At 63.6% G+C, this 26,063-nt stretch carries 26 protein-coding genes, 1 tRNA gene and 1 pseudogene; 9 read left to right on the forward strand and 19 right to left on the reverse strand.

The window, feature by feature from the left end; genetic code table 11:
* Positions 1 to 309: 309 nt before the first annotated feature.
* Positions 310 to 855, forward strand: a pseudogene (locus tag B208_RS0107250) (NAD-binding protein); the annotation flags it as partial.
* A gap of 121 nt (positions 856 to 976) precedes the next feature.
* Here B208_RS0107250 and B208_RS0107255 read toward each other — a convergent pair.
* The 5 genes from B208_RS0107255 to B208_RS0107275 form a co-directional block, all read right to left on the reverse strand.
* Positions 977 to 2,620 (reverse strand): GTPBP1 family GTP-binding protein, encoded by a 1,644-nt coding sequence (locus B208_RS0107255; protein WP_007983529.1) that lies wholly within the window; start codon positions 2,618 to 2,620, stop codon positions 977 to 979.
* Positions 2,621 to 2,710: 90 nt separating this feature from the next.
* Positions 2,711 to 3,709, reverse strand: a complete 999-nt coding sequence (locus tag B208_RS0107260) for a restriction endonuclease (RefSeq protein ID WP_007983532.1) — start codon at positions 3,707 to 3,709, stop codon at positions 2,711 to 2,713.
* 67 nt (positions 3,710 to 3,776) lie between these two features.
* Positions 3,777 to 5,183 carry a BGTF surface domain-containing protein gene (locus tag B208_RS0107265; RefSeq protein WP_007983534.1) on the reverse strand — a complete coding sequence of 469 codons (1,407 nt, stop codon included), beginning with the start codon at positions 5,181 to 5,183 and terminating at the stop codon, positions 3,777 to 3,779.
* A 164-nt stretch (positions 5,184 to 5,347) separates the two neighbouring features.
* Positions 5,348 to 5,893: a J domain-containing protein gene (locus B208_RS0107270; RefSeq protein WP_232423745.1), complete on the reverse strand. Its 546-nt coding sequence runs from the start codon at positions 5,891 to 5,893 to the stop codon at positions 5,348 to 5,350.
* Between the two features lie 79 nt (positions 5,894 to 5,972).
* Positions 5,973 to 6,479 carry a GNAT family N-acetyltransferase gene (locus B208_RS0107275; protein WP_007983538.1) on the reverse strand — a complete coding sequence of 169 codons (507 nt, stop codon included), beginning with the start codon at positions 6,477 to 6,479 and terminating at the stop codon, positions 5,973 to 5,975.
* A gap of 133 nt (positions 6,480 to 6,612) precedes the next feature.
* Here B208_RS0107275 and hmgA point away from each other — a divergent pair, with 133 nt between their 5' ends.
* Both hmgA and B208_RS24265 read left to right on the forward strand, forming a co-directional pair.
* The gene (gene hmgA, locus B208_RS0107280) at positions 6,613 to 7,824 is read left to right on the forward strand and encodes a hydroxymethylglutaryl-CoA reductase (NADPH) (RefSeq protein ID WP_007983540.1); all 1,212 of its coding nucleotides are present in this window, start codon (positions 6,613 to 6,615) and stop codon (positions 7,822 to 7,824) included.
* Between the two features lie 144 nt (positions 7,825 to 7,968).
* The gene (locus tag B208_RS24265; protein WP_007983542.1) at positions 7,969 to 8,109 is read left to right on the forward strand and encodes a hypothetical protein; all 141 of its coding nucleotides are present in this window, start codon (positions 7,969 to 7,971) and stop codon (positions 8,107 to 8,109) included.
* Positions 8,110 to 8,155: 46 nt separating this feature from the next.
* Here the strand turns inward: B208_RS24265 and B208_RS0107290 are convergent, their stop codons facing one another.
* Together B208_RS0107290 and B208_RS0107295 are read right to left on the reverse strand one after the other, a co-directional pair.
* The gene (locus tag B208_RS0107290; protein WP_007983544.1) at positions 8,156 to 8,677 is read right to left on the reverse strand and encodes a DUF5817 domain-containing protein; all 522 of its coding nucleotides are present in this window, start codon (positions 8,675 to 8,677) and stop codon (positions 8,156 to 8,158) included.
* A gap of 52 nt (positions 8,678 to 8,729) precedes the next feature.
* Positions 8,730 to 9,284: an NUDIX domain-containing protein gene (locus B208_RS0107295; RefSeq protein WP_007983546.1), complete on the reverse strand. Its 555-nt coding sequence runs from the start codon at positions 9,282 to 9,284 to the stop codon at positions 8,730 to 8,732.
* Positions 9,285 to 9,457: 173 nt separating this feature from the next.
* On the opposite strand from B208_RS0107295, the gene B208_RS0107300 reads away from it, so the two are divergent.
* Positions 9,458 to 11,209: a hypothetical protein gene (locus B208_RS0107300; protein WP_007983548.1), complete on the forward strand. Its 1,752-nt coding sequence runs from the start codon at positions 9,458 to 9,460 to the stop codon at positions 11,207 to 11,209.
* 35 nt (positions 11,210 to 11,244) lie between these two features.
* Here the strand turns inward: B208_RS0107300 and B208_RS0107305 are convergent, their stop codons facing one another.
* Positions 11,245 to 11,949: an SDR family oxidoreductase gene (locus tag B208_RS0107305; protein ID WP_007983550.1), complete on the reverse strand. Its 705-nt coding sequence runs from the start codon at positions 11,947 to 11,949 to the stop codon at positions 11,245 to 11,247.
* Between the two features lie 67 nt (positions 11,950 to 12,016).
* A complete protein-coding gene (locus tag B208_RS0107310; RefSeq protein WP_007983552.1) occupies positions 12,017 to 12,739 on the reverse strand; it encodes a hypothetical protein in 723 nt (240 codons plus the stop codon).
* Positions 12,740 to 12,886: 147 nt separating this feature from the next.
* Here B208_RS0107310 and B208_RS0107315 point away from each other — a divergent pair, with 147 nt between their 5' ends.
* Complete coding sequence (locus B208_RS0107315; protein ID WP_007983554.1) at positions 12,887 to 13,600, forward strand: class I SAM-dependent methyltransferase; 714 nt, start codon at positions 12,887 to 12,889, stop codon at positions 13,598 to 13,600.
* A 294-nt stretch (positions 13,601 to 13,894) separates the two neighbouring features.
* On the opposite strand, the gene B208_RS0107320 is transcribed toward B208_RS0107315, so the two are convergent.
* The 3 genes from B208_RS0107320 to B208_RS0107330 all read right to left on the reverse strand — a co-directional run bounded on the left by B208_RS0107320 (position 13,895) and on the right by B208_RS0107330 (position 15,599).
* Positions 13,895 to 13,967: transfer RNA gene (locus B208_RS0107320), tRNA-Pro, on the reverse strand.
* Between the two features lie 50 nt (positions 13,968 to 14,017).
* Positions 14,018 to 14,614 (reverse strand): tRNA (pseudouridine(54)-N(1))-methyltransferase TrmY, encoded by a 597-nt coding sequence (gene trmY / locus B208_RS0107325; protein ID WP_007983555.1) that lies wholly within the window; start codon positions 14,612 to 14,614, stop codon positions 14,018 to 14,020.
* Between the two features lie 76 nt (positions 14,615 to 14,690).
* Entirely contained in the window at positions 14,691 to 15,599 is a 909-nt protein-coding gene (locus B208_RS0107330) for a glycosyltransferase (protein ID WP_268741696.1), read from the reverse strand.
* Between the two features lie 239 nt (positions 15,600 to 15,838).
* Between B208_RS0107330 and B208_RS0107335 the strand changes: the two genes are divergently transcribed.
* The 3 genes from B208_RS0107335 (at position 15,839) to rnhB (ending at position 18,259) form a co-directional block, all read left to right on the forward strand.
* A complete protein-coding gene (locus tag B208_RS0107335; RefSeq protein WP_007983557.1) occupies positions 15,839 to 17,134 on the forward strand; it encodes a tRNA pseudouridine(54/55) synthase Pus10 in 1,296 nt (431 codons plus the stop codon).
* 162 nt (positions 17,135 to 17,296) lie between these two features.
* Positions 17,297 to 17,506 (forward strand): hypothetical protein, encoded by a 210-nt coding sequence (locus tag B208_RS0107340; RefSeq protein WP_007983558.1) that lies wholly within the window; start codon positions 17,297 to 17,299, stop codon positions 17,504 to 17,506.
* A gap of 114 nt (positions 17,507 to 17,620) precedes the next feature.
* Complete coding sequence (rnhB, locus tag B208_RS0107345; RefSeq protein ID WP_007983559.1) at positions 17,621 to 18,259, forward strand: ribonuclease HII; 639 nt, start codon at positions 17,621 to 17,623, stop codon at positions 18,257 to 18,259.
* Between the two features lies 1 nt (position 18,260).
* On the opposite strand, the gene B208_RS0107350 is transcribed toward rnhB, so the two are convergent.
* From B208_RS0107350 to secF, 5 genes are all read right to left on the reverse strand, one after another.
* Positions 18,261 to 19,454 carry a carboxylate--amine ligase gene (locus B208_RS0107350; RefSeq protein WP_007983560.1) on the reverse strand — a complete coding sequence of 398 codons (1,194 nt, stop codon included), beginning with the start codon at positions 19,452 to 19,454 and terminating at the stop codon, positions 18,261 to 18,263.
* Positions 19,451 to 20,023 (reverse strand): low molecular weight protein-tyrosine-phosphatase, encoded by a 573-nt coding sequence (locus B208_RS0107355; protein ID WP_007983561.1) that lies wholly within the window; start codon positions 20,021 to 20,023, stop codon positions 19,451 to 19,453. The genes B208_RS0107350 and B208_RS0107355 overlap by 4 nt, the downstream gene beginning before the upstream one ends.
* 141 nt (positions 20,024 to 20,164) lie before the next feature.
* Positions 20,165 to 20,941 carry a hypothetical protein gene (locus B208_RS0107360; RefSeq protein WP_007983562.1) on the reverse strand — a complete coding sequence of 259 codons (777 nt, stop codon included), beginning with the start codon at positions 20,939 to 20,941 and terminating at the stop codon, positions 20,165 to 20,167.
* A gap of 189 nt (positions 20,942 to 21,130) precedes the next feature.
* Positions 21,131 to 22,687: a preprotein translocase subunit SecD gene (locus tag B208_RS0107365; RefSeq protein WP_007983563.1), complete on the reverse strand. Its 1,557-nt coding sequence runs from the start codon at positions 22,685 to 22,687 to the stop codon at positions 21,131 to 21,133.
* A complete protein-coding gene (gene secF / locus B208_RS0107370) occupies positions 22,684 to 23,544 on the reverse strand; it encodes a protein translocase subunit SecF (RefSeq protein ID WP_007983564.1) in 861 nt (286 codons plus the stop codon). Before secF ends, B208_RS0107365 begins: the two co-directional genes overlap by 4 nt.
* A 130-nt stretch (positions 23,545 to 23,674) precedes the next feature.
* Here secF and B208_RS0107375 point away from each other — a divergent pair, with 130 nt between their 5' ends.
* The gene (locus B208_RS0107375; RefSeq protein ID WP_007983565.1) at positions 23,675 to 24,016 is read left to right on the forward strand and encodes a hypothetical protein; all 342 of its coding nucleotides are present in this window, start codon (positions 23,675 to 23,677) and stop codon (positions 24,014 to 24,016) included.
* A gap of 17 nt (positions 24,017 to 24,033) precedes the next feature.
* Here the strand turns inward: B208_RS0107375 and B208_RS0107380 are convergent, their stop codons facing one another.
* Both B208_RS0107380 and B208_RS0107385 read right to left on the reverse strand, forming a co-directional pair.
* Positions 24,034 to 24,921 (reverse strand): carbohydrate kinase family protein, encoded by an 888-nt coding sequence (locus B208_RS0107380; protein ID WP_007983567.1) that lies wholly within the window; start codon positions 24,919 to 24,921, stop codon positions 24,034 to 24,036.
* 198 nt (positions 24,922 to 25,119) lie between these two features.
* On the reverse strand, positions 25,120 to 25,938 hold the full coding sequence (locus B208_RS0107385) for a DUF63 family protein (RefSeq protein WP_007983568.1): 819 nt from the start codon (positions 25,936 to 25,938) through the stop codon (positions 25,120 to 25,122).
* Positions 25,939 to 26,063: the final 125 nt, after the last annotated feature.

Genomic DNA, 26,063 nt, shown 5'->3' on the forward strand with positions numbered 1-26,063 from the left:
CGTGGATTGGTCCCGATTTAGTATATAAAATCACGGGGCGAACGAGGAGTTCGACATTATACAGTTTAACCGCAGTTATAGAATACAAATACTATTTCGAATAGCGTTATATGTATCCGATACACCCAACTAAACCGTGAGTAAGTGTTCGAATGTCACGAGAAGTTGGTCAAGAGTATCCATATTTGGAATTAAACTGGACCAGATCGGTACGACCGTCCCCGCTGCCGAATCCGCCACGGATGGAGGACGGCCCGGCGAATCCGGGGATTCCGTCGGGCGTCCGCCCGAGAGCACCGGCGACGCGTCATGAAGGCCACGTCCATTCCGCTCGGCGCGTTCGTTCACAGAACGCTGTTGCGCCGACTGTTGCGACCGGTCGCGGCGTTCGCGTTTCTCGTCGTGGCGGGCGTGGCGGGGTTCAGTATGGTTCACGGCGTCGGCGTCGTGGACGCGCTGTTCTGGTTGTTGGACCCCACGAGCATCGAACTTCACTTTCAGACGCACGAGGGGCCGGAAACCCTCGTCAAATCCTACGCCATCGTCGTCCTTTCGGGACTCGTCGTCGTCGGCCTCTGGATAGGCGAGACGGTCGTTTCGGCGACGTTCGGCGGGCAGATACACGAGGAACTACGACACATGCAAATGCAACGCGAAATCGACCGCTTGGAAGACCACATCGTCATCTGTGGGTACGGAACGTTCGGAAAGACCATCGCCGCCCGACTCGACGCGGACCGCGACGTGGTGGTGATAGAAACGAAGGAGACGGGATGTCAACGGGCCACCGACGACGGATTTTCGGTGGTCAACGGCGATGCGCGGCGCGAAAGCCGCGGGACTCGGCGCGGTGTGGGCTCCGGCCGACCCGAACGTGACACCCGAACCGATCCCTGATTTCGCGTTCGAAACGCTCCGCCCGCTCCGGGACCACCCGTGGCGGACACTGTAGATTTGGCCGGAGATTCGAAACAACCTACTTGCCCGGATTCACGTCCGTCACGGTGCCGACGCCCTTGCTCTGTCCTTCGCGGAAGACGAACCGCTGGCCTTCCTCGAGGAGATAGGGGCGGAACTTGAATCTGACTCGCGTCGTGCCTTTATCTCCGGGCAAGAGGTGGCCGCCCTCGGGTTCGAAGACGGCGGTTTCGCTGATGGTTTCGAGGTGGACGACGGGTTCGTAGCCCGTTCCGATTCGGGTGGGATGGTTGAGCACCATCACCTCGGCTTCGAACTCGCGGACGGGTTCGGGGTCGGAATCCACCGGGAGCAGGACCATCCCGCGTTCTATCTCGGGTTCCCGGACGCCCTTCAACGCGATGCCGACGATTCGGCCCGCCTTGGCCTCGTCAACGCGGTGGTAGTGCATCTCGATGGAGCGGACTTCGACGGTCCTGAACTGCCCGTCCGACATGGGGCCGAGGAGCAGTTCGTCGCCCGTCTCTACCGACCCGGAGTTGATGGTGCCGCTGGCGACCGCGCCGACGCCGGTCACGCTGTAGCTCCGGTCGATGTACATCGTGAACTCGCCGCTGTCGGCCGTCGTCTTCGGCAACCGCTCGAACATCGTATCGAGCATGTCGAGGCCGTCCATCGTGACCGCGCTGGTCAGCAGAATCGGGACGACGTTCTCGTCCACTTCCTCGATTGCCACGTCGACGCCATGGCGTTCGACGCGAAGCGGTACCTTGCCGACCTCACGGAGGAGCTGTTCGACTTCGCGTTCGACCTCCGTGGCCCGCTCCTCGCTCACTGCATCGGTCTTCGTGATGGCGACGATGGTCGGGAGTTCGGTCGCCAACAGGATTCCGAGGTGTTCGCGCGTCGTCTTCGTCGGGCCGTCGTCGGCCGCGACTGTCAACAGGCCGTAGTCGAGTTTCTGCCCGACGAGGCCGCGAATCGTGGTTCGAAGCCACGGTTCGTGTCCCACGGTGTCCACGAAGGAGACGAGGCGGTCGCTCTCCTCGACCACCCGCGCACGGTCGGACTTGCGATGCGGGTTGTCCATGCGGACCGGTCCGTCGTCGTCGAAGCCGTACACCGCGTAGGAGAGGTCGGCGCTGAGACCGCGCTGAACTTCGTGCGGTTGGACGTCGAGATACCCCCGCGTCCCACCTTCGCCGTCGTCCGCTTGCCCGGTGACGAGGCTACCGACCAGCGTGCTCTTGCCGTGGTCCACGTGGCCCGCCGTCCCGACGACGATGTGTTCGCTGTCGATGTCGAGGACCCCCCCTTCCCGAATGGTTGCGACGCCGACCAGCCCGCCGCTCCCGTTCCGTGTCGAGGCGCGAATACTGGTCTCGCTTTCGTCGATGCCCCACGTCTGTACGTCCTCGATGTGCGCACCCGCTTCCTCGGCGAGCAGCGACAGCACGTCCATCGATTCGGAAAAGGCGTCCGGGTCGATACCCGCCAAGCCGCCGTCGTCGGTCACTCCGACGACGTACGTCGCCACGCCGTCGCCCGAAAGGACGCGGTGTCGTAGTTGCGCGGCCAGACTTTCCATCCGCCCGTGGGCGAGGTGGATTTCCCTCGTGAGTCGTTCCTTGAACTCCACGCTGCCGCCCTCCTGCTCTCCCCGGTCGAGAGCGCGCTGTAAGGCGGCGCGGTCGGCGCTCATGGACGCGAATTAGGGACGATAGGTCAAAAGGGTTACCCGCGTTACAGGCCGGTTCGCACCGAATCGATACGATGCACTCGGGAGTTATATTTATGTCTCGACGGTCAGCGTCTCGTCGTGGCTGAACTCGGTTCGAACGTGGTCACGTCGGAGCCGCCCCGTCGTAACGATGGTCGCGTTCGGCGCGTCGGCGTCGATGGAGAAGACGAGCCACACGGACGTCGATTCGCCGCCGTCGAGGACGCTCGGCTGAAAGCCGGTCGCGTTCTTGAGCGGCTGATGGCCGTGAAGCGTGCCGTTCGACCGGAGCGCGAACGCCTGTGGTCTGAGACCCAGCGAATCGCTCCCGGCGTTCGTGACGTTCATCGAAACGAGCAGAAACTCCTCACCGTCATCCGGCTTGTACACACCGTCGTCGCCGCTTTCCGGGTTCAGCTTCGAGACTCGTTTCGCGTTCCATCGCACGTCGAGCGCTCCTGTCGCGTCGGTCGGGGCTGTGGAGTTCGCGGTAACGTTCCATCCGCCGTTCGTCTGCACCGTACCGCCGGTGCCGAGGATCATCGGCGCGACGACCGTCGCGGCCACGATGGCGAGGATGGCGACGAAGACGACGGTCACCGCTTTCCGCGGAACCTCGTCGGGAAGAGGAACGGATTCCGGAATCGAAATCGGGAGGGAAAAGCCGTCTTCGTCGGAGTCCGGTTCGTCGCCCCCGCCGTCGGCGAACCGTTCCACGAGGTCGTGGAGCTCGCGCGCCTCGACGATGGTCCGGAGTTTCTCGCCGTCCACCAACTGCACGCCAGCCTGTGAGCCGAGCTTCTCGGCGTCCTCGCTGAACGTGCCCGGCGTCACCACGGCACCTTCGTTGACGCCGAACTTCTTGCAGATTCCCACGAACTGCTGGAGTTCCTGTCCGCTAACGGCGTTCCCCGTTCCCGGCTTGGTCCAGATGAGCCCTTCCGCGCCGTCGCGTTGGAGGGCGACGAACGACTTTCCGGATTTCTCCGTCACCGTCGTCTGCCAACCCTGTTTCCCCCAGAGGGCGGCGACGAACTCCGGAAATTCGGACTCGGGTATGTGTCGTATCATGGTCTGAAGCGGGGCTCCCGGTTACTGCAGGTATGCTCAGTCATCGTATAAATATTATCGGACACGTCTATCGGCCCCGTCGGAGGACGAGGACGGCCGTCGCCACGAGCGCGACGAGCGCGACGGGAACGCCGAATCCCGGCAGCCCGCCCTCGGACACCGACTGTGCGGTGATGGTCTGCTCTGTCACGACGGAGGGAAGCGACATCGTCGTGGTCGTCGTCGCGTTCGTCGCCGTCGTTGTGGTCGTTGTGGTCGTGGTGGTCGTTGTGGTCGTGTTAGTGGTGGTCGTCGTCGTGGTCGTCGTGGTCGTCGTTGTCGTCGGCGGCTGGGCCGACGCGACGACGGCGGGAACGGTCGTGTCTTGGTCGCGGAGTTCGACGTAGAACGACGTACCCGGCTCGACGCCGCCGAAATCGAACGTCGCACCGAACGTCCGGTCTTGTGTCACCGTCGGCGTCTTCGGCTGGAAGAACGACCCGGACCCCTCCTTGTACGCGGTCACGTTGACCGTCGTTCCCGGCGCGAGATTGGTCGTTCCACCAATCGTGGGATGTTTCCCGACGATAAGCACGTCACCGGAGTAATCGAGCGAGACGCGGCGTTTCTCGACGGAGACGTTCGTGGTCGCTCGCTCCGGTTTGGAAACTAACGCGTTTTCCTCGCCGATTTCGAACGTCGCTTCGTACCTGTCCCCCGCCTCGATTCCGTGGTCGTCGGTATCGACGACCAAATAGAGCACGTCGTTCTCGTCGTCCATCACCAACCGCGTCGCCGTATCGCCGTCGAACTCGTTCGGGACGGTGTTCCGCTCGGCGTTCGTTTCACGGAAACGGATGCTGACGTTCTCATCGCTTCCGTCGAGCATCGACTTTTTCAGGAATCCAGACAGGCCGGACGCGTTGAGCGCGAGCACGAGTTTGTCGCCCTCCGCGACCGTCCCGTTTTCCGCCGGTGACGCCGCTTTGAACAGTTCTTTCGGGGTTTCGAACGTCGAGACGTCGGTCGCCGCCGGAAGGACGAACGTGCGCATGTTCCCGGTCGAACGCTTTTCCACCGTGAACGAACTGATATCCTGCGTGACGCCGTTTACTGTGACGTTCATGTTGTAGACGCCGGGTTGCAGCGGACCCGCTGCCGGAGCGACCTTCGGTGACCCCTTGATACCACCCTTTTCGAGCGAGACGACTTCGGTCGGGTCGTCGGCCCGGTAGGTATTGAGGTCGAGCGTTGTGGTCCCCCCGGTCACGTTGATTTGGACCCAAAATCCGTGTCCCGGCGACCAGATGTTGACGGTCGCCGATTTGGAGGCGTGAACGGTTATCGGAATCACATCTCCCCGATTGTCCGAGGGCGTATCCGACGAGAAGTTGGCGCTCTGGCTACTCGCACCGACGGACAAAATGGGACCGACGGCGAGCGAACAGAGGAGGACCGTGACGGCCAGCAGCGAAACGGCTCTGGAGACCCGCATTAGCTGACAACCTCACGACAGAATATGGGCCTCTCGGTGTGAGGTTCGAGATTCCGGCACATCTGGGACCTGATGGCCGGTGGCGTTAGTGTCGGCATGGTTTAGTACGAGATGTGTTATGAACCATCCGTAATAAATTCGTCCGTCAGTACCGCGGCTGATAATCAGCGGTCGTTCCGAACCCGTTCGTACGCCCGGTTGACACGCTTGAACGCCTCCTCGTTCCCGTCCGCCCGGTCGGGATGGACGCGCTTTACCTTCTCGCGGTACGCCTGCCGGACCGCATCCTCGTCGGCGTCCGCATCGACGCCGAGGATTCGGTAGGCTTCCGTCGGACTCGGACCGGACGACCCATTGACGGTAGTGCGCCCGCCTGCCGCTCGACCGCCGGTTCGTCCGCGGCCCTGTCCGGTCGCTTCCTGTCGTCCCGCGGCTTGCCAGCGCCCTCGCTCGCTCGCTTGCCGTCGCGCCTGCTCGCGTGCCGCACCCGGAGACGGTCCGAAGCCGCGGCTCGATTCTCGGTACGCCTCCCGCTCGACCTTCTTGGCGAGTCGCCCCGTAGCGTGATACCAGAGGATGCCGGTCGTGATGGCGAACGGGACGGCGAAGATGACGAGAACCAGGTTGTACGCGAATCCCAACGAAACCATCGAAACGGTAATCCCGGCGAAGATGGCGGCAATGCCGAGCAAGAGACGCGACCTGTGCACGGTTTCGCTACGGGTGGATGAGTGTTAAGCCTCTCGCCGCTACGAGTTCGCCGGGGGAACCCGAAGCGACTCGCTTTCGTCACTTCGAGAACTGGTGGTAGTAGACGATTGCATCGTACGTGCCGCCGGTGAACAGGTCGACGACGCGCTCCTCGATTCGTTCGAACCCGTTGGCCTCGAAGAACGCGCGTCCGCGTTCGTTCTCGGTGAAGATGGGGGCCGACAACTGCGTGAACCCGCGGTCGCTCACGCGGTCCTCTATCGCGGTGAGGAGGTCGCTTCCCACGCCCGTTCGCCACTCGTCGGGGTCGACGTAGATACTCCGTATCTCGCTTTCCCCGACGCGTTCGGGGTCGATGTCGGTGGTGGCGTACGCGAACCCGACCGGTTCACTATCCGCGGCGGAAACGAGGAATATCGCATCGTCGTCGTTGAGTTGCGTTTCGAGTCTGTCGGAACCGTACCACTCTTCGAACGCGACCTCCTGTTCCCGTTCGGAGAGGAAGCCGTAGGTGTGGTCCCACGCCGAACGAACGATACGACGGATGTCGTCCACGTCGTCTACCGTCGCCGGTCTGATTTCCATATGGACAGAACATCCACGACGAATAAAATGGTTGCTGGCCAGTTTTCGGGGACGCTCAGGAGCCAGGTGACTGGCGGCGGCCGCCCCGACCGAATGGGCAACTGTTAGGGGTTGGGACGACAACCGGCGAATCATGACCGATGCAGACGACCTCGCAGAGCAGGTACTGGCGGGCGACCTGCGCCTATACGAACTCGAAGACCACGCGGACCACGATACGGCGGCGGCGGCACGCCGGAAACTCCTCGAATCGGAAACGGATGCGACGCTCGATACCGTCGGGCAGTACGCCTTCCCGGCCGAGGACGCCGAGACTGCCATCGAAAACATGGTCGGGACCATTCAGGTTCCGCTCGGCGTGGCCGGGCCGGTCGCCGTCAGCGGCGGGTCGGCCGACGGCGAGTACTACCTCCCGCTCGCCACGACGGAGGGGGCACTCCTCGCCAGCGTCAACCGTGGCTGTTCCGTCATCGATTCCGCGGGTGGGGCGGACGCACGGGTGACGAAACAGGGGATGACCCGCGCACCCGTCTTCCGCGTGCAGGGAATCACGGAGGCCGAGGAGGTCGTGAACTGGGTTCGAGACAACCGTGACGCGCTCGCCGAGACCGCCGAATCCACGACCAACCACGGGGAACTGCTGGACGTGACGACCTACGTCGTCGGCGACTCCGTGTTCCTGCGGTTCGTCTACGACACCAAGGACGCGATGGGGATGAACATGGCGACCATCGCCACCCGCGAAGCGGCCTCGCTCGTGGAGGAAGAGACGCCCGCGAGTCTCGTCGCGCTGTCGGGGAACCTCTGTTCCGACAAGAAACCGGCCGCCATCAACGCGGTCGAGGGCCGCGGCCGGAGCGTCACAGCCGACGTGAAGATTCCGCGCGAGGTCGTCGAGGAGCGACTCCACACCACCCCGGAAGCCATCGAGGAGGCGAACACGCGAAAGAACCTCGTCGGCAGCGCGAAGGCCGGGGCACTCGGGTTCAACGCCCACGCGGCGAACGTCGTCGCCGCCGCCTTCCTCGCGACCGGACAGGACGCCGCGCAAGTGGTCGAGGGGAGCAACGCCATCACGACCGTCGAAGCCCGCGAAGACGAACTGTACGCCAGCGTCAGCATCGCCAGCCTCGAAGTCGGCACCGTCGGCGGCGGCACGAAGCTGCCCACGCAAGCGGAAGCGCTCGACGTGCTGGGACTCCGCGGCGGCGGCGACCCCGCCGGGAGCAACGCCGACGCGCTCGCGGAGATAATCACGGTCGGCGCGCTGGCGGGCGAACTCTCCCTCCTCGCCGCCCTCGCGTCCCGGCACCTTTCCAGCGCGCACGAGGAACTGGGGCGGTAAACCGTCCTCGGCTGTAAATCGGTGTGTCGATTTTGTCCATAAGACCAAACCATTTTTGCGAGAAATTTATTAGGCTGGGCGACGACTATTTGTTGGCACTCGCGGGGACGCCCCCCGCGGCGTGCCACCCAATGGTGACTCCCGATGGCAACATCACCCTCCGACGGGGACGCACCGATAACGGAATCCCAAGCGTATTACGTCCTCCAGTTTCTGAAGCTGTTGCTCACCGTCGTCACGTTGCTCGTCGCCGTCTGGAAGGCGCTGAACGGTGCGCTCCCCTGAGTCGGGACCGTCCCCCCGACTTTCGGACCCGAAATCGGCCGTGGGTTCAAACGCGACGGTAGCGTCCTCGACTCTCGCTGACCTCGCCGCGCCGAGCGAGTTTGTCGAGTGCCCGTTCCACGTAGTCGCTCGAAACCCCGCGCTCGTCCGCGTATCCGACCACTTCCGCTTCGGTCGGCCTGTCGAGGGTTGCGAGCGCGTCCAGAACCACCTGTTTTTTGCTTTTGCTGGCGCTCTGGCTCGAATCGCGGTTCGCGGCCGCGCTGACCGCCTCGGTATCGACCCCGGAGCGGTCGAGGAACTCCTCGTCGTCCATTCCGGCCGAATCGGCTTGCGAATCCATCTCCGCGAACGAGTCGAGTTCGGCGAACGCCTCGCCGTGGCCCTGTCGGTTGGCGAGCATGGACGCGCGCATCTCGCGGGCGTGATCCTCGTCGTCCGTCTCGACGAATTTCTTCAGCTTCTTGAACGTTCGGCGTTTCCCACAGCGCGGACACTGCGTCGTTTCGGGCCGTCCGTCGACGATCCACAGGTTGCTACAGCCGTTACACCCCACGACGCTGTACATACCGTTTCGTTCCGCGCCCTCCCTGTTCAACCCTCCGCTCGTGTCAGCGCCCCTATTCGCCGAGCAGTTCGTAGTAGAGCACGCCGAGCACGGTCCGACCGTCGTACACGCCGTCGTCGGCGATTTCCTCGCGGAGGCCGTCGAAGGTCGTCGTCGTCGGTCGGATGGTCTCGTTGTGGTCCAACTCCTGCTCGCCCGTCGGCACGCAGTCGTACGCGACGAAGTAGTGATGCACGCTGTCCGCGAACCCGTTCGCCGGTTCGACCGTCGTGAGGTGGCTGACCCGCGCCGCCTCGTAGCCAGTCTCCTCGACGAGTTCGCGCCGGGCCGCGGCCGCGAGATCGTCGTCGGCCGGTTCGACGCCGCCGACCGGCAGTCCCCGCGAAACCCGCGACACCGCCTGTCGCCACTCCTCGATGATGACGACATCGCCGTCTTCGGTGAAGGGGAGGACGACCACGCTCTCCGGTTCCGTGATGTAGTCGAAGTCGGTTTCGGTGCCGTCCGGCAGTCGAACGTCTTCGTTACGGACATCGAATCCCGGACACGAGTAAGCGACGCCTGATTCGAGCGTCTCCCACGCGAGGGAGTCGTTCTGGGGAGCCATACCGGAGTTGTTTCGAGCGACGGCAAAGGCACTTCGGTTTTCGAACGTCAACGTATTGCAAAGTGCTCTGTGATGTCATGATGGTCGCTCGTTAAGCCGTCGTTGCCGTCGTATCCCGAAGAGAACGGTTGTCGTGTTTTATTCGATTCGGCGTCGAATCCTTTCGGGGATTCATGAATTTCGAGCGGGTCAGCAGACGTGGGGTACTCGCGGCGACGGCCGGAGTGGTCGGGACGGCGGGAACGGTTCGGACGACATCCTCGGCCGAAGCGGCGGGAATGGACGGGAACCAAAACGGAACTATCAGCCACATCGTCATTTTCGGGGGGAGTCCGAACGACGTCATCGAATACGGACTCACGGTGAGCGGTCGGCTACAAAAGAGCGGGCGGAGCGGCGGTGCACCCATCGCCGACCGGTACGTCACCGTCGACCGGGAGGACGGCATCTCGAATCGGGGACAGCACGCCAGCGGTGCCGTCGCGGGCGGCGGCGACGCGTATCGCTTCACCGGGCGCATCACCCGATTTCGAGTCTCCCTCTCGGCCGCCCGGCGGAACGATGTCTCGGTTTATCTCGACGGTCGGCGGGTTCGGCCGGACGAACTCGGCGATGCGCCCGCCGCCAAGACGCCCGTCGAGTTTTTGGACTGCAACACCGCGCGGGTGACCGGGACGTTCCGGGGGGTTCGGATGCACACCAGCTTCTGGGACGAGGCGGGACTCGGCACGAACTGGTTGTTCCCGGGTCCAATCAGCGGAACCACCGTCCTGCATCCGGCGGCGGCACACGACTCATATCCGTTCGCCATCGACTCGGTGAGCCTCGACACCCGGAAACTGGAGACGCCGGGGCAACCGGCGACGTTCACCGCGGACAATCCGTACGCGGGACCGTGGTGTCGGGAGACGGGAGCACCGAACGGGAAACTACCGAACCACCTCGTCATCTTCGGCGGGGCTCCGGGCAACGCCGTTCGCTACCAGTTCTCCGTGAGCGGTCGGCTACGGAAGAGCGGGCGGAGCGACGGCGCGCCCATCGCCGACCGCTACGTCACCATTGACCGGGAAGACGAACTGTCAGGGAAACGCGCCCGCGGAGCGGTCGCGGGCGGCGGCGACGCCTACCGATTCTCCGGGGACATCACCGCGTTCGAAATCGACGGCGACGCGACCGTCTACCTCAACGGGCGGCGAGTGAACCCGGACGAACTCGGTGGAGAAAACAACGGGACCGGCGACGAGACGGGAGGTAACGAAATGGACGACAAGAACGGAAAATCGTCGAAGCGCATCGAATTCCTCGGTTGCGAACGGGCGGTAGTGACGGGCGACTTCGAACGGGTGACTATCGATACGTCGTGGTACGGGCCGGGCGGGTTCGCCACCTCGTACAACGAAATCGGTCCGGTGAGCGGCCGGACGCAAATCGACAGGTCGAACGTCGGCGACATCGGGGAATCCGGGTTCGTCATCGTCACCATCGCCGCCTACGAGTCGGGGAGCGCCGAGCCGACGATATCGAAGCGCAACCCGAACACGGAAGCGTGCAACAGGAAAATTCGTCCGACCACGGAAACGACCGAAACGACCGAGACCACGGAAACGACGGGTCAGACGACTGAGACCGAAACACAGGGGAGAACGACGCGGGAACCGGAGACCAGCGGGCAGACGTCCGAACCGACGACGGCGCAACGGGGAGAGACGTCTGACGGTGCATCCCGTACGTCACGAGAACCGAGCACGCCGGAGGAGAGCACGGCGAACGACACCCCAGCCGAAGCGACTGACACTGGGGGTGGAACGTCGAGCGAGAGCGCAGGAGGGACGAGCGGGAGTGGAAGTGGAACGAGCGGTGCAGGAACGGGAGAGAGCGAAGCGAGCGGAACGAGCAACGGAGCGAGCGGCAACGAAAGCGAGTAAAGCGGGTCGTTCTCGGAAGCTGAAACGAATCGAACTCAGACCGAATCCGTCAACCCGCCATCGACGCGGATGTTCTGCCCGGTGACGTAGCTCGCCGACGGCGAGACGAGGTAGGCGACGGTATCCGCGATTTCCGACGTGGCCGCGGGGCGGTCCATCGGAATCTCCGCCTGCGTCTCGTCGTCCACTTCGTAGCTGTCCACGAAGCCGGGAAGCACCGCGTTCATGCGGATACCGTCCGCGGCGTAGCGGTCGGCGTACAGTTTCGTGAAACTGCCGAGTCCGGCGCGGAGGACGGAAGAGACCGGGAACTCGTGGCTCGGTTCGAACGCCGAGAAGGTGGAGATGTTGACGATGGAACCCTGCCCTCGCTCCTGCATGACCGGCGTGACGAGCCTCGCGGTTCGAACCGCGTTCAGGAGCACGAGGTCGAGTCCGGCGTGCCACTCCTCGTCGGAGATGTCGAGCAGGTCGCCCGTCGCGGGGTGGCCGGTGTTGTTCACGAGCGCGTCGATGCGTCCGTATCGCTCCGTCGCCGCCTCGACCAGCGCGGCGAGGTCGTCGGTGTCCGTCACGGAGCCTTCGAACCCGACGCCGCCGAGGTCCTCGGCGACGTCGACCGCGGCACCCGATTTCGAGAGCAGGACAGGCGTGTACCCGTCGTCGGCGAGTCGTCGTGCGCACGCTTCGCCGATGCCGCGCCCGGCGGCGGTCACGATTGCCACTTTTTCGGCGGTCATAGTCGATACTCACCGGCGACGGATTTGTGCGTTGGGGAAGCGGGCAAACGAAGCGTTGCGAGAACCGTTAGAGGGAGACGTTCGAGAGGTCGGCTTCCAGTTCGTCCACGTGGTCGTTGAACGCCTCGACGAACCCCCGGAAGTCGTCGGCGAGTTCGCGCACGTCGGGCGCTGACGGCGGTTCGTACTGCGAGACGAGGTACGTGCCGCCCTGTCCGCCGACGCGGAGGTAGGACGCCCTGCTCTCCTCGCGTTTCAGCTCCCAGCGCTTGCCGTTGACCCTGGCCGTGAACGTGCCGTAATCGACCCCATCGTAGCGGTGCAGTTCGCCCGCCATCACGTCCGACACCTCCCGAATCCGGCCGACGACGCGGTTTCGCTCGGAGACGACGGTATCGGTCGATTCAACCGCCGGGAAGTCCGTCGATACGTCGTCCAGAACGCCCTCCTTCGATTCGACGTGTGCGTTGTACGCCGCGACGAACGCGTCGTAATCCCGCATCGCCGCCGCGAGGTCGTCCGGGTCCGGCGGTTGCTTGGCGGAGACGACGTACGTCTCGCCGCCCGCCTTCCCCTCGAAGCGAAGGTACTGGATGTTCCCGGCCTCGTACTTGAGCGTCCACTCCCCGGCGTTCGTGTTGAACGTCTCCTGTCCGTAATCACCGCCCTGCAACAGCGCGAGTTCGCGCGCGATGGTCCCCGCGTGGTCCGTGACCGCCGCGACAACTTCGTCCCGCTGCCCGGCGATGTCCTCGGTTTCGGCGACCTCGAAGTCGATTCCCTCGGTCATGTTGGTAGGGTTAGGAGTGGGGGAGGGTTAACCGTGGTGACTCGGTGGTTCGAACCGCCCCGCTCGTCGGCGTCACTCGACGACCTGTGAGCACGAACGGATATAAATCAGAACAGTTACTGTGAGAAACAACGAACGATCGTGTCCATGCCATCCGACGAGAAACCCATCGCGGGGGACGCATACGACGAACTGGCGGAGGCGTATCTGGAACACGAAGACGACCCATACTGCACGGATTTGGAATTCCCCGCGATGGTAAACCTCGTTCCGGAGGTGAACGGAAAACGAATCCTCGATGCGGGATGTGGCTGCGGTCGATACACGGAGTGGTTGCTCGACAACGGAGCGGACGTCGTTGCCGTCGATACGAGCGAAAACATGGTCGAACAAACGAGAGAACGAGTCGGCGACCGAGCGACCGTCCACCAAGCCGATTTGGAGAGGCCTCTCGACATCGCGGACGACGGTACGTTCGACGGTATCGTCAGTGGTCTTTCTCTCCATTACGTGGAGGACTGGCGGCAACCGTTCACGGAGTTTTCCCGTCTCCTCCGACCGGGAGGGTTCCTCGCGTTTTCGGCCCATCATCCACTCGACGACTACCTCGCGTACGACGTGAACTACTTCGAAACCGAACGAGAGCGAATGACGTGGACAGCCTCCGGTACGGATATCGACGTCCCGTTCTACCACCGACCGTTCTCGGAGATAATCAACCCGCTCGTCGAAACCGGTTTTCAACTGGATGAACTGGTCGAACCCATACCGACGGCGACGTTCGAGGAGAAAAAGCCGGAATCGTACGAGAAGCGGCTGAAGCGACCGACATTCGTGTGTATTCGTGCATCGAAACGGTAGAACTCGGTTTAGCGCGAATTCGAACCGGGCAAGACGTTCCGGGTCGCTCACTTCCGTTCGCTTCCCGAGCGTGCGTCTCGCTTGCTCGAATTCTTGCGACGACCGTCTTCCCCGCAGTCGAAACGTCTCGCTATCGCTCGACGGTTTGAGAATGCGGGAAAGGTAGTGGGCCGGCGCGAATTCGAATCGCCGCGGAGCAAGCTCCGCGAGCCCCCGCTCTCTTCGCTCGCGGGGACGCGGTTACGGCCACCCGAAAGAAGTCATTCGAAAAATACAGAGATGCGGGAAAGGTAGTGGGCCGGCGCGAATTCGAATCGCGGTTACGGCCACCCGAAGGCCGAAGGATACCAGGCTACCCCACCGGCCCGCGATTGAAAGATGGAGACACCTCCCTTTAACGGTTGCGAAACGGGGGCGTCAATACTCGGTGTAGCCGTCCGTATCGAGGTAGTTGTGAGCAACCGTCATCGCGTGATTGCCGTGGAGGAGCGCCGGGCCGAGTCGAACCCGCTCGTCGGACGCCTCGGCCAGCAGGTCGGCCTCCTCGTCGGTGAAGTCGCCGTGGTCGGAGAGGACGAACAGCGGGTCTTCCGGCGGTTCGAGGTCCACCACGGGGGTTCCATCCTCGTGGAGTTCGACCACGGTCGCCCGCCGACTCGCCTCGTCGAGGATAGTCTCGAAGTCGCGCTTCGAGACGAAGACGCCGGGCGTGCTTTCGGCCTCCATGTGGCCGATGGCTTCGGATTTCGCCTCCAGCGCTTTGCGGATGAGCGCCGCGGTGCTTCGCTCGTCCGGGTTGAGACGGCGGAGTTCGCTCCCCTCGAACCGAATCGTCAGTTCGTCCTGCATGACCAGAAAGAGGCGCACGTCGCTTCGGAAATCGTGCGAGAGGAAGAAGGCGCTGTTGACGCACCGACAGAGGGCGTCGAGTCGCCCCGCCGCACCCGCCAAGTCGTCCAGCGAGAAGTCGGGTGTCGTCGGGGCATCGTGACCGAGAACGATGAACTGTCGCATACTCCCACTCGTTTCGGGGTGCGTAAGTCGCTTCTGAACGTCGGCGGCGGAAATCGCGCGTTCGGTGACGGGGGCCCTATTCGCCTTCGCCGAAGTGCTCGTAGGCCCAGCCCGCCGTGGCGCTGAGGCGTTTCATGTACGCGATGAAAAAGAGGAGGATGACGTCGCTCCACGAGAGCGACGCGACGTCGGTGACGTTCTTGTAGAATCGAATCGGATGGGGCGGAAGGTAGTTTCGCGGGTTGAGAACGCTCGGCTTCTGTACCCGACTGGGGTGATAGCGCTGCATCTGCGCTCGGCCGCGGCCGTGACGGAAGTGCTTTTTCAGGAGCGCGGGGAGCGACGAACGGGCGGGGTGATACATCGTTATCGCGGGCTGGTAGTGCTGGTCGAACCCGGCGTCGTACACTCGGTTACCGAACTCCTGGTCCTCGCCGGAGAACAGTCGGTCGTCGAAGTTCCCCACCTCGTCGAACACCTCGCTACGGACGAAAAGACAGCCGGTTCCCGAGAAGTGCTGTTCCTCGATGTACTTCTGGATGGGAAAGCCGAATATCTGGTTGTACGTCGCGGTGAGGGTGTCCTTGTCCTCTTCGACGTATATCTCGACGTTACACCCCATGTAGCTCCAGTCGTTGGATTCCATCGACTGAACCGCGTGTTCGAGCCACGTCTCCTCGACGGTCATGTCGGCGTCGATGAACCCCAGAATCGTGCCGTTCGCCTCGGCGACCCCCTTGTTCCGGGCGGCGGCGGGACCCTGTATCTCGTCCTCGACCAACAGCCGAACGCGGTCGGGATACTCCTCGCAGTAGGTCCCGATGACGTCCCGCGTCTCGTCGGTCGAGCCGTTGTCCACGGCCAACACTTCGTAGTCCGTCTCCGGATACGTCTGGTCGAGAACGGAGTCGAGAGTCATCCGAATGCCCCGTGGGTCGTTGTAGACAGGAATGATAACGGAGACAGACGGCGGCTCGAAAGGCATATCGTCACACTGCGTCACCACGCATATAGCCCCTTCGATTCCTCGTACACCGAACGTACACGCCTTGACAAATGTGTTTGCAACACTCTTGCCCTTGAGAGAACGTTCATCGTGATGGATTTATATCAGTCTAGAAGTATTGGCGGGATGTGACACGACGACGGGTCGGGGTCGAGACGTCCGGTATCCGCCCGCTCGAATCGGAAACCGGTTTACCGCGTGACTCCCACGGGTGAGACATGGACGTACTTTCGGCGGCGCGGCGGGTCATCGCGGAGGACCCGGTGTGCGACGCCTGTCTGGGTCGGCAGTTCGCGGACCGGAGTTTCGGGTTGACGAACGACGAACGGGGGCGCTCCCTCCGGGTCGCGGTCGCCTTGGAAGACGACGAGGATTTCGAGGACCCCGACGAGGAGTGTTGGGTCTGTGAGGGCCTCACCGACGAGTACGACGACTACGCGGAACAGGTCGCCGAGGCGCTTGCAGACGTCGGATTCGAGACGTACCAAGTCGGCACGCGGGCACCGCCGCTTGTCGAGGAGAACGAGCGCCTGCTCCGCGAGTTGGCCGACCTTCCCGAGGACACGGGCGAACTGTTCAAATCGGAGTTCAACCGCGAGGTCGGCAAACGCGTCGGACGGCTCACGGACACGGAAGTCGATTTCGAGCGCCCGGACGTGCTCGCGCTGCTCAACCTCGAACGCGGCGACGTGGACGTGCAGGTGAACCCGGCGTTCGTCTTCGGGCGCTACCGCAAACTGGAGCGGGACATCCCCCAGACGAAGTGGCCCTGCCGGGAGTGCGGCGGGTCGGGCAAGCAACTCGCCGAGGGCGGCGGCGAGGAACCGTGTGACTACTGCGGCGGCAGCGGCTTCCTCTACGACGAGAGCGTCGAACAGCTCACGACGCCGCCGGTCCTCGACGCGATGGAAGGGACGGAAGCCATCTTCCACGGCGCTGGCCGGGAGGACGTGGACGCGCTAATGCTCGGGACGGGTCGCCCGTTCGCCATCGAGGTGAAAAAGCCGCGGCGACGGAACCCGGACACGGACGAACTCGAACGCGAAATCAACGAGTTCGCGGACGGAAAGGCCGAAGTCGAGGGGCTTCGCCTCGCCACGCACGACATGGTGGAGCGCGTGAAGGAACTCGACGCCAGCAAGACCTACCGCGCGCAGGTCGAGTTCGACGACCCCGTTACGGAGTCGGCCCTCGCGGAGGCGATGGCGGAACTCGACGGCGCGACCGTCGAGCAGTTCACCCCGAACCGGGTGGACCACCGCCGCGCCAGCCTCACCCGCGTCCGCGAGGTGTACGACATCGACGGCCACCTCGACGACGAGCGCCACGGCGAAGTCGAGATTCACGGACAGGGCGGCCTGTACATCAAGGAACTCGTCAGCGGCGACGAGGGACGAACCGAACCGAGTTTGGCCGGTCTGCTCGGCGTCGGCGCGGAAGTGACCGCGCTGGACGTCGTTGCGGTGGAAGGCGAGGACGAACCCTTCGACCACGACGATTTCTTGCTGGAGTAACGCCGTACGTCTGCGATTCCGGCGACCGAATTTTTCATCCGCGACCCACCAAACTAATAGAATTAACTCATTCTGGACAGATACCTCGGACGAAGCAGACGGGGTTCCGCCGAAAGGCCAGTGCTGGAACACTGACCTCGTGTGCTTCGCCAGCTACGAAGCATGTCCGACAACGAACCTTCTCAAGAAAAACGTACCGCCATCAAACAGGTCGGCCTCCGGTTCCGTGGCATCGACGCTGACGACGTTGACAAGGAGCTTCTCGGCTCGATTCACGCCGTCCTCGACGAGCAGGGGTTACCCGTCAGCAGCATCTCGGTCGAACCGCGAAAGCCGTTCGTTCCGCGGCAGTCGGGACCGCATCGACCCTGAACGGGAGCCGAACCGCATTTTTTGTCGCTCGTTCCGCATCGTCGGCGCGGCCGTTTCACGACGCTCCGTCCCCAATCAGTAACGACCATGTGACCCGACGACGAGCATCCGAGCGTGTTCGGGGTAGACGAAGCGGGACGCGGGCCGGTGTTGGGGTCGATGTTCGCCGCGGCGGTGGCTATCGACGACCCCGACGACCTGCCGGACGGCATCGACGACTCGAAGAACCTCTCGCCGGAGCGCCGGGAAGAATTGGCCGCGGCGCTCCGGGCGGACGAGGCCGTCGCGGTCGGCGTCGCGGAAATCACGACGACGCGAATCGACGACCCGGAGACGGACATGAACACGCTGACCGTCGCGGCCCACGGGGAGGCCATCTCCCGAATCGTCTCCGGCGGCGAGCGGGGCATCGTGGACGCCTGTGACACCAGCGAATCGCGGTTCGCCCGGCGTGTCGCGGCGGCAGTCGGTCCCGAGATAACGGTCGAGGCGGAGCACGGGGCGGACGAAACCCACGCCATCGTCGGCGCAGCGAGCATCGTCGCCAAGGTCGAGCGCGACGCCCACGTCGCCCGACTCGCCGAACAACACGGCGGGGTCGGCAGCGGCTATCCGAGCGACCCAAACACCCGCGAGTTCCTCCGCGAGTACGTCGAAGCGCACGGCGAACTCCCGGAGTGTGCCCGGGCGTCGTGGCAGACCAGCAAGGACGCGCTGGCCGCCCGCGAGCAGGCGGGACTCGACCAGTTCTGAGCTATTTTCCGAGGGCCGCCGACACCGCCCGTCGAACCGGCTTCGCCCCCGACGGCGCGAACTCCGAGACGAGATTCGAGACGTCGCGCCGGAACGGGTCCGGGTCGTCCGTCGAGAGGTAGTCGAAGTTGGGGTCGGTGAGCAGCGAACGGAGGACGCGAGCGACTTCCAGCGGGACCGACGGGCGCTCGACGTGTTCGTAGTCGTCGCGGAGGAGGCTGACGAGGTAGACGAGTTCCCCCCGGAGGATGTGACTGCCCGTGCCGACCGTGTAGCCGTAGTCGGGGTTTCGAACGCCGTTCGCCAGTTGGTAGTAGCGGTACGGGAAGTCCACGCCCGCGTGCACCGCGAGTTGGAGCGACCCCCAGAAGCGCGGATTCACTTCGAGCAGTTTGAACCGCTGGTCGCGCGGGTCGCGCCGGAACTCGACCATGGCCGGGCCGTGCCAGTCGAGCGCCGACAGGAGCCGGACGCCGTGCTCGCGGAGCTTCTGCTTCGACACGGATTCGCGGAAGACGCTCGCCCCGCCGGAGTAGGTGTAGCTTCGAATCCGCCGGTGCTGGAACGTGACGACCGGTTCGCCGTGGTCGAACAGGGCGAAAAAGCCGTACTCGGTCCCGTCCGGGATGCACTCCTGTGCGATGGGGACGTGTCCCATCTCGTCGGCGATGCGGTCCGCGTCGGGTTCCTCGGAGAGGAAGCGCACGCCGGGGTACGCGGTTTTGCCGTCCTCCACGCACACCGTGTAGCGGGATTTGACGACCGTTTCGTCGTCCCAGTCGTCCCACTCCGTGAGCAGGGCCGTTTTCGGGGTGGGAACGCCGACTTCCTCCGCCCGTCGGAACAGCCGACTTCGGTCGCGGGCGGACGCCATCGTCTCGGCGTCGGGCCACGGCGTTGCGACGTGTTCGGCGAACGTCGCCCGGTTCTCGGAGAGGACGTAACTCTCGGGTTCCCGGAGCGGGACGATGGTTTCCACGTCCGGGCGCTCGGCGAGCGAGAGCAGGCCGTCCCGGTAGCCGTCGAGGTCTTCGTTCGGCGCGGGGAGGGAGGCGCGCTCGGTGACGTATTTCGACGCGAACGCGGGGGAGTCGGGGGATTCGCCCGCCGCGATGACCGGAATCCGCTTGCGGCCGAGCGACCGGATGCACGCGAGGCTGCTGCCCGCCGCGATGGCCGGGACGACGACGCTCATTCGTCCTCCACCGCGGACAGGAACGCGTCCACCGCGTCCGTGACTTCGCCGTACACGCGGCGGAAGGTGTCCTCGTCGGCGTCGTACGGGTCCTCGATTTCGTACTCCGGGGACGCGTCGAACGACCTGACGAAACACGCCTTCCCGAGCGAATCGGGGTGGTTTCGCTTCAGGTACCAGTAGTTCCACGCGTCCATCAGCAACACGAGGTCGCTCTCCCGGAGGAGGTCCTCGTCCACGCACTGCGAGCGATGGTCGGTCAAATCCACGCCGAACTCGGACGCGACGGTCACGGCGGCGTCGGGACTCGACCGCCCTTCCTTTTCGATGAACCCGGCGGAGCGAACCGCGGAACAGTCGTACTCCGCTTCCTGCAGGCGGTCCCGGAGATAGCGCTCGGCCATCGGGCTTCGGCAGATGTTTCCGAGACAGAGGAAGAGGACCGCGGGTTCGGGCGGAAGCGTTCGCACAGCGTCGGCCGTGTCTCTGGGTTGCGCGTCCGGCCGTAACCGTAGCCGCTCCATCTCCACGGCGAGCCGTCGTTTGCCGTGCTGGAGGTGTTCTAACATCGTCCCCGGTTCGACGCTCTTGCTGTTATAATTGAACCATCGTTTCGGGAGTAGACAGCACCTACAACGGGAACAGGACGCGATTACGACTAACGCGACGATAACTCGCACAAAAAAGACCGCCACTGACGACCGAGTTCGTCAGCAGAAGGAGTCACAGCCTTCGTGGATACAGCACCCGCTCGTCGTCGTGACGCAGTTTCCGGCCTTGTAGCCGGTGATAGAGCAGTCGAGGAGCTGACAGCACTGGACCTCGGTCTGGTAACAGCCGCAGACACTGTTCTCCGTACAACCGCAGTCGTCCGACGGATTGTGGTTACAGTCGCCGTACCAGCTCGTATCGCAGTTTCGCTGGACGGTCACGCCATCGTCGTTCGTCGTGATGACCTTCGTCGGCTCGTCGTCGGCGTCGGGTTCGACCAGCGCGAAGCTGCGGTCGACGTGGGGTTCGACCATGATGCGCAGTCTGCGGTCCGAGAGGCGCTTGATAATCTGGACCTGCGCCGTCGCCGTCCCCTTGTGGTCGTAGGAGAGGACGATGACGCCGTTGTCGACCCTGCTGCTGTCTTGATGGGGAAGTACTTCGTCGATGCCGAGCGAGTCCACGCTCGCATCCTCCAACAGTCCGCGGTCAGAAAGCGCACGCAACAGCTCCCCACCGGTCGCTCGAACCGCCTTGCGGGCGACCGCCGGTGATTCGTGTTTCTTTGCGATCGAATTGAGCCGCTCCTTGGTCGGCGTCAGGTCGGGCTCCGCCGACGTGACGTTCGAAATCAGCGGCAGGGCAGCGAGCGACGCGGCGAGTCCCCCCGACGAACGGAGGAATCCACGTCGCTTCGTTTCCGTCTCGCGCGCCGATTCGTGAACGTCTCGGAGCACATCGCTTCGTCTGATATCGTCGTCGGAATCTCGTTGCATCGCAACTCCAGATGGATACCGCACCGATATAAATTCATAGTCTAGATATCTTTATTTTAGTATATTTCTAGGAAATATAGAAGGTCGTATCAACCGCTCACCGACGTGGCGCTCGATTCGACCGAAGGTACCGCTCAGAAACTCGGATGGGCTCGAAGAGAAAACAGCGACCGATTCGATAGCCGACGGTTATTTGTCCGTCAGCAGGTAGCGGAGGATGTCACCGTAGGCCGGTCGCGTGACCAGCACACCGATGAGCACGCCGAGGATAGTGATGATAGCGAACCCTTGCAGGTCGCCGAGTCCGAGCACCGCCAACGGACTCATGGCGATGATGGTCGTCGCGGCGGCGGCCCCGATGACCCAGAACGCCTTGCGGAAGCGCGACTGGAAGACGCGCGAGGAGTTGACGTCCCCTTCGCTCATCACCTCGTCGGCGATGATGATGAGGTCGTCCACCCCGGTCCCGATGACCGCGATGAACCCGGCGATGTGCGAGAGGTCGAGCGGGAGTTTCACCGCGGCGGCGAACCCGAGCAGGATGAACACCTCGGAGAGGGCGGTCAGAATCATCGGCAGCGCGACCTCGCGCTTTCCGTAGCGGAGGAAGACGACGCCGCTGACCGCGAGCACGGCCGCGATACCGGCGATGAGGGAATCGACTTTGAACTGGCTCGCGAGACTCGGCTGGAGGTAGGTCGTGGTCCCCTCCTGCGTGTCGAGTGCCGCCGGAAGCGCACCCGCTTGCAGGTTGATCTGCAGACGGCGCGCCTCGGAGGCGTTGGAAGCGGTAATTCTGAACGTCGGGTTGTTTTTGAATTCGCCGCTTTTGACGGACGGGGCGAGGTTCCTCCCCATTCCCGCACCGTAGACTACGCGGCCGTCCGTGACCGTGTAGAGGCAGTATCCCGCCTTGTCGGCGGACTGTTGCGGATAGTTACAGGCGAGGATGCCCTGCGAACTCGTGAAGCCCTTCTCGTTCATCACGCGGACGAACTTGTTCGCGGACTCGTCGGAGAGCGAAACGGAGACGCCCCACCGATTATCGGTACCGGCTTGTTGTGCGGGTCCGACGTTGGAGATTCCCTGCTGGGTGAACAGCGTCGTGTTCGCCTGCGTCCCGTTGCCGGTCGGGTAGTGAGCGACGATAGAGACCTTCCCGCGCTTCGTGACCAGACTCTCCATCTGGGACTGGTTGGCGTTTGGCATCTCGATTTGGATGAAATGCCTGCCGTTCGCCGCCGTGACCTGCTGGACGCGACCCCCGGCGAGTCCCGCCTTGGAGATCTTATCGCTCAGCGTGCGAACGATATTGTCGCGCGTCTGTGCGGTCACGCCTTCGCGGACGGTTTCGTACTCGATGTTCGCACCGTCCAGCGCCGACTTGACCTGTTCGGTGGTCACGTTGTCCGAGAAGACCTCGACGGTGCTCTGGGTTTTCGTGGTTCGAATCGCCACGTCGGACTGACTGACGCCGGGAATGCCCCCGGCGACGGCCTTCTGGATGTCCGTTCGGGACGTTCCGTTCGGTGCGCTCACTTGCTCGGCCGTGACGCCGTTGACGGGCGCGCGAATTCGCGTCCCGCCCGCCAGTTCGAGACCGTACTTCAGGTTGGTCGGGCCGGAACTGGACGCGGCGAGGTTGGCGTTTCCGCCGCTTCCGCCCTGCGGGACGAACAGCGCGAAGGCGCTTCCGAGCAGGAGGACGAGAAGCAGGCCGACGCGCCATTGGTCGCGCATGCTCATCGTCCCACCCCCTCGTACTTGTACCAGCGAAGGAGGCTCAGATTGAGCATGTACGTGTTCATCAGGTCGGTCGCCAGTCCCATCACGAGGACGACGCCGATGGCCGTGAGCAGGCCGATTTGGAAGATGAACGCCACGATGGTCATCACCGCCATCGCGGCGAGCGACGTGACGGTCATCGTCACACCCGTCCGCATCGCGCGGTAGGTGCTCTCGTAGAAGCCGCCGGACCGCCGGAGGACGTGGTTGTTGAGCAGGATGTCCGAGTCCACGCTATATCCGATGAGCATCAGGAGCGCGGCCACGGTCCCCAGCGAGAGTTTGATGCCGAACAGGTTCATCAGCGCGACCGGAATCACGATGTCGCTGAATGCGGAGAGCACGACCGCGATAGAGGGAACGAACGACCGGAACATGAGGAAGACGATGATGCTCATGCCGACGAACGCCGCGACGATGCCGTAGAGTGCGAGTTGTTGGGCGCTCGACCCGAAACTCGCCGACGTACTCTGAATGGAGAGCACGTCGTATCCGAGGTCCTCCGCTTGCGACGTGAGCGAGTTCGTATCAGTGTCTTGGAACGTGACGATATAGACGTTGTTCGAAGACTGCGCCGGAGTCACCGACGCGACCTCGGAATCGAACGAGGTTGTGATCTGCTGTTGCGATGCAGTCGTCTGGATTCTCATTTCGGTTCCGCCCGTAAAATCGATACCCGGTGTCACTGGTGCGCCGGTGGCGGCATACCAACCGGCGATGACAAGCAACGCCAGCACGAGAATAGCGAGGGGAACCCCCGCGAGTTGCCGATTCGAGTACCGGGTGTAATCGACCTCCGGTACTTGAAACTCTACCATATCCGTTGGGTGCGGGGCGACCCTGAATAAGCCTTCTTAATTACTACGGCCGAAGAGGTCACGCGAAACCGAAGGAAGGGCGGCAAAAATCGGACGAAGGCATAATTATCCTCGGTCCCTATCCTCCACTATGTCGGTGGAAAAGACGAACGCAGCGAACGACTCGGCGACGACGGTCGTCGTCTCGTATCCCGAGGACCTGAGCAACTGGGGTCGGTTTCAGGTCGGAACGAGGTATTTCAAAGCGTACCTCCGGAAGACCAAGGGTCAACTCCACGAGGGAGACACGTGGAACGAGTTCCTCGACGTGGGGTGTTGTGGAAACACGCTCGACGTACCGCTCCGCGTCGAGCGCATCGAAGGCGGTGATCGAATGGGACCCGAGACGGACATAGAATACGAGGTGCGGGAGGCCTGTGGGATTAAGGGCGGCTGGCAGGTACAGAGCGCGGACGGACCGAACGAAGTGTAGAACCGTTCGCCGAGCAGTCAGAACTGTTCATCGAGAAACGCCTCGACGCGCTCGCGCGTGGGGGCCGTTCGCGCCCCGGACGCCATCGAAGTCAGCGCGCCGCAGGCGTTGGCGAACTCCAGCGCTTGTTCGTAGTCGTGCGAATCGAGTAGAGTGGTGATGAACCCGGCCGCGAAAGCGTCGCCAGCGCCGGTCGAATCGACCGATTCGACGACGAACCCGGGATGGGTGTAAACGCCGTCGGTCGTATCGACCCGCGCGCCCTTGCGTCCGTGCTTGATGACGACGACCCGGCCGTGTAGCTCCGACGACGGGTGTTCCAAATCGCTGTCCAAAATGGTCGCCGCTTCGCGGTCGTTCAGGAAGACGATATCCGAGTAGGCCAACGCCCGCGAGAAGTCCCGTTCGCCGAGACGACGGCCGGGGTCGAAACTCACTGACATGTCCGCCTCGGTGGCGATTCGAGCGAGTTCGGCCGCCGTGTCCGGGCGCTGGCTGGTCAGGTGGAGGTGTTCCGCCGACCTGACGTACTCGGAGTCGATGTCCTCGGGCGAGATGATTTCGTTCGCTCCCTCGTTTCCGAGCACCATCACCTCGCCGCGTTCGTCCACGATGAGGTACTTCGTCGTGGTCTCGACACCCGCGACTTCGATGACGTGCGTGCAGTCCACCCCGACGCTCGTGAGTTCGTTTCGAACCAGCAAGCCGTGTTCGTCGGAGCCGATGCTCCCGACCAGCCCGGTCGAGACGTCCATCCCCGCGAGGGCGGCGGCGACGTTCGCGGCACTGCCGCCGCCGGAGCGCCGCTGTGAGGAGATACGGGCTTCGCCGTCGGGGTCGGGGAGGGCGTCCACTCTGAGCGTCACGTCCCAGTTGATGTGGCCCGCGGTTACGACTCGAACCATAGCACACTCCTAAAGCGGTTCGTGGGCGGCATATCCCTCTTGTTACCCCGCAGTAGTAAAAAATCCTGACGACTTTCTCCGTGGCCGGGAACGTGACGACTCACGGGGAGTATCGTAGAAGTCTATTTCCCGTCCCGGAATCGAAACGCGGCGTGGGCCCTCGATGGAGAACAGTCCAGTTGGCTACGAGAATCCCTATCAGCCCGTGACCGCGAACAGGATGAGGTTGTGCGCGCCCGGCCCCAGTCCGACCGCCGCGACGACGCCGAGCAGGAGGTAGCCCTCGGTCGGTTCGCTGGAGACGTAATCCGCGAATAGCAGGACGACGAACTCCGCGATGGCGAGTTTCACGACGACGAACAGCCACCCGACGCCGAACGAGTCCGCCGTCGGGAGCGAGTGGGCGATTTCGAGGATGGCTTGCGAGAGCGGCGTGCGCTCGCCGAAGCCGAGCACGTCGATACCGACCGCGGTCGAGACGGAATCCAAGGCGTGGGCGAACAGCGTGAGGACGCCGACCGCTCCCGTGATGATGGCGACGTCGGGATAGAAGAACTGGGTCGCCGCCCAGAGGAGTCCGGTCAGAATCACCGCGACGACGAGCGCCACGAACGGCCAGAACAGGCGGAGACTGTCGTGCTGGACGCCGTACCAGAGTGCGACGAGGAGGACGACCGCGACGCCCACGAGCCCGGTACCGGCGAGCACACGGGGAACGGGGGCTCGGAGACGATGAATCGAGAGCAACCAGACGGCCCCGGCTACGGCGAACGTCGTGAGATAGACCGCGGGAGTCCCGAAGAACGGGAGGAAGACGTCCGGAATCGGCGATTCCGGGAGTTGATACAGCGCGTTCAGCCCCGCACCGACGACCATCCACGGCGCGAGCGACACGACGGTCCGCTCCGAGATGGTCGGTTCCGAACGCCAGAGCAGCCAGATGACGACACCGACCGCCAGCAAAAGCGGGAGAAGATACGAAATGGGGGGGAACGCGAACCCGTCCGGCAGTACCATACACCGACACGCGAACGGAGGTATGGAAAGGTTTGCGGTCTGTGTGCTCCCTTCGTGCCGACCGCTCGGCTCCACTCGCCCCCTCGCTGCACTCCCCGCGTGTGTCACGTCAGGCGCTACGAACC

Origin of the sequence: Haladaptatus paucihalophilus DX253 (assembly GCF_000376445.1) — an archaeon.
GTDB classification, from domain to species: Archaea; Halobacteriota; Halobacteria; order Halobacteriales; family Haladaptataceae; genus Haladaptatus; species Haladaptatus paucihalophilus.

What these genes read in the sequence shown, in the direction of transcription:
- B208_RS0107255 (WP_007983529.1), bottom strand. Translation starts at nt 2,620, where the DNA reads ATGAGCGCCGACCGCGCCGCCTTACAGCGCGCTCTCGACCGGGGAGAG.
- B208_RS0107260 (WP_007983532.1), bottom strand. Translation starts at nt 3,709, where the DNA reads ATGATACGACACATACCCGAGTCCGAATTTCCGGAGTTCGTCGCCGCC.
- B208_RS0107265 (WP_007983534.1), bottom strand. Translation starts at nt 5,183, where the DNA reads ATGCGGGTCTCCAGAGCCGTTTCGCTGCTGGCCGTCACGGTCCTCCTC.
- B208_RS0107275 (WP_007983538.1), bottom strand. Translation starts at nt 6,479, where the DNA reads ATGGAAATCAGACCGGCGACGGTAGACGACGTGGACGACATCCGTCGT.
- hmgA (WP_007983540.1), top strand. Translation starts at nt 6,613, where the DNA reads ATGACCGATGCAGACGACCTCGCAGAGCAGGTACTGGCGGGCGACCTG.
- B208_RS24265 (WP_007983542.1), top strand. Translation starts at nt 7,969, where the DNA reads ATGGCAACATCACCCTCCGACGGGGACGCACCGATAACGGAATCCCAA.
- B208_RS0107290 (WP_007983544.1), bottom strand. Translation starts at nt 8,677, where the DNA reads ATGTACAGCGTCGTGGGGTGTAACGGCTGTAGCAACCTGTGGATCGTC.
- B208_RS0107295 (WP_007983546.1), bottom strand. Translation starts at nt 9,284, where the DNA reads ATGGCTCCCCAGAACGACTCCCTCGCGTGGGAGACGCTCGAATCAGGC.
- B208_RS0107300 (WP_007983548.1), top strand. Translation starts at nt 9,458, where the DNA reads ATGAATTTCGAGCGGGTCAGCAGACGTGGGGTACTCGCGGCGACGGCC.
- B208_RS0107305 (WP_007983550.1), bottom strand. Translation starts at nt 11,949, where the DNA reads ATGACCGCCGAAAAAGTGGCAATCGTGACCGCCGCCGGGCGCGGCATC.
- B208_RS0107310 (WP_007983552.1), bottom strand. Translation starts at nt 12,739, where the DNA reads ATGACCGAGGGAATCGACTTCGAGGTCGCCGAAACCGAGGACATCGCC.
- B208_RS0107315 (WP_007983554.1), top strand. Translation starts at nt 12,887, where the DNA reads ATGCCATCCGACGAGAAACCCATCGCGGGGGACGCATACGACGAACTG.
- trmY (WP_007983555.1), bottom strand. Translation starts at nt 14,614, where the DNA reads ATGCGACAGTTCATCGTTCTCGGTCACGATGCCCCGACGACACCCGAC.
- B208_RS0107330 (WP_268741696.1), bottom strand. Translation starts at nt 15,599, where the DNA reads ATGCCTTTCGAGCCGCCGTCTGTCTCCGTTATCATTCCTGTCTACAAC.
- B208_RS0107335 (WP_007983557.1), top strand. Translation starts at nt 15,839, where the DNA reads ATGGACGTACTTTCGGCGGCGCGGCGGGTCATCGCGGAGGACCCGGTG.
- B208_RS0107340 (WP_007983558.1), top strand. Translation starts at nt 17,297, where the DNA reads ATGTCCGACAACGAACCTTCTCAAGAAAAACGTACCGCCATCAAACAG.
- B208_RS0107350 (WP_007983560.1), bottom strand. Translation starts at nt 19,454, where the DNA reads ATGAGCGTCGTCGTCCCGGCCATCGCGGCGGGCAGCAGCCTCGCGTGC.
- B208_RS0107355 (WP_007983561.1), bottom strand. Translation starts at nt 20,023, where the DNA reads ATGTTAGAACACCTCCAGCACGGCAAACGACGGCTCGCCGTGGAGATG.
- B208_RS0107360 (WP_007983562.1), bottom strand. Translation starts at nt 20,941, where the DNA reads ATGCAACGAGATTCCGACGACGATATCAGACGAAGCGATGTGCTCCGA.
- B208_RS0107365 (WP_007983563.1), bottom strand. Translation starts at nt 22,687, where the DNA reads ATGAGCATGCGCGACCAATGGCGCGTCGGCCTGCTTCTCGTCCTCCTG.
- secF (WP_007983564.1), bottom strand. Translation starts at nt 23,544, where the DNA reads ATGGTAGAGTTTCAAGTACCGGAGGTCGATTACACCCGGTACTCGAAT.
- B208_RS0107375 (WP_007983565.1), top strand. Translation starts at nt 23,675, where the DNA reads ATGTCGGTGGAAAAGACGAACGCAGCGAACGACTCGGCGACGACGGTC.
- B208_RS0107380 (WP_007983567.1), bottom strand. Translation starts at nt 24,921, where the DNA reads ATGGTTCGAGTCGTAACCGCGGGCCACATCAACTGGGACGTGACGCTC.
- B208_RS0107385 (WP_007983568.1), bottom strand. Translation starts at nt 25,938, where the DNA reads ATGGTACTGCCGGACGGGTTCGCGTTCCCCCCCATTTCGTATCTTCTC.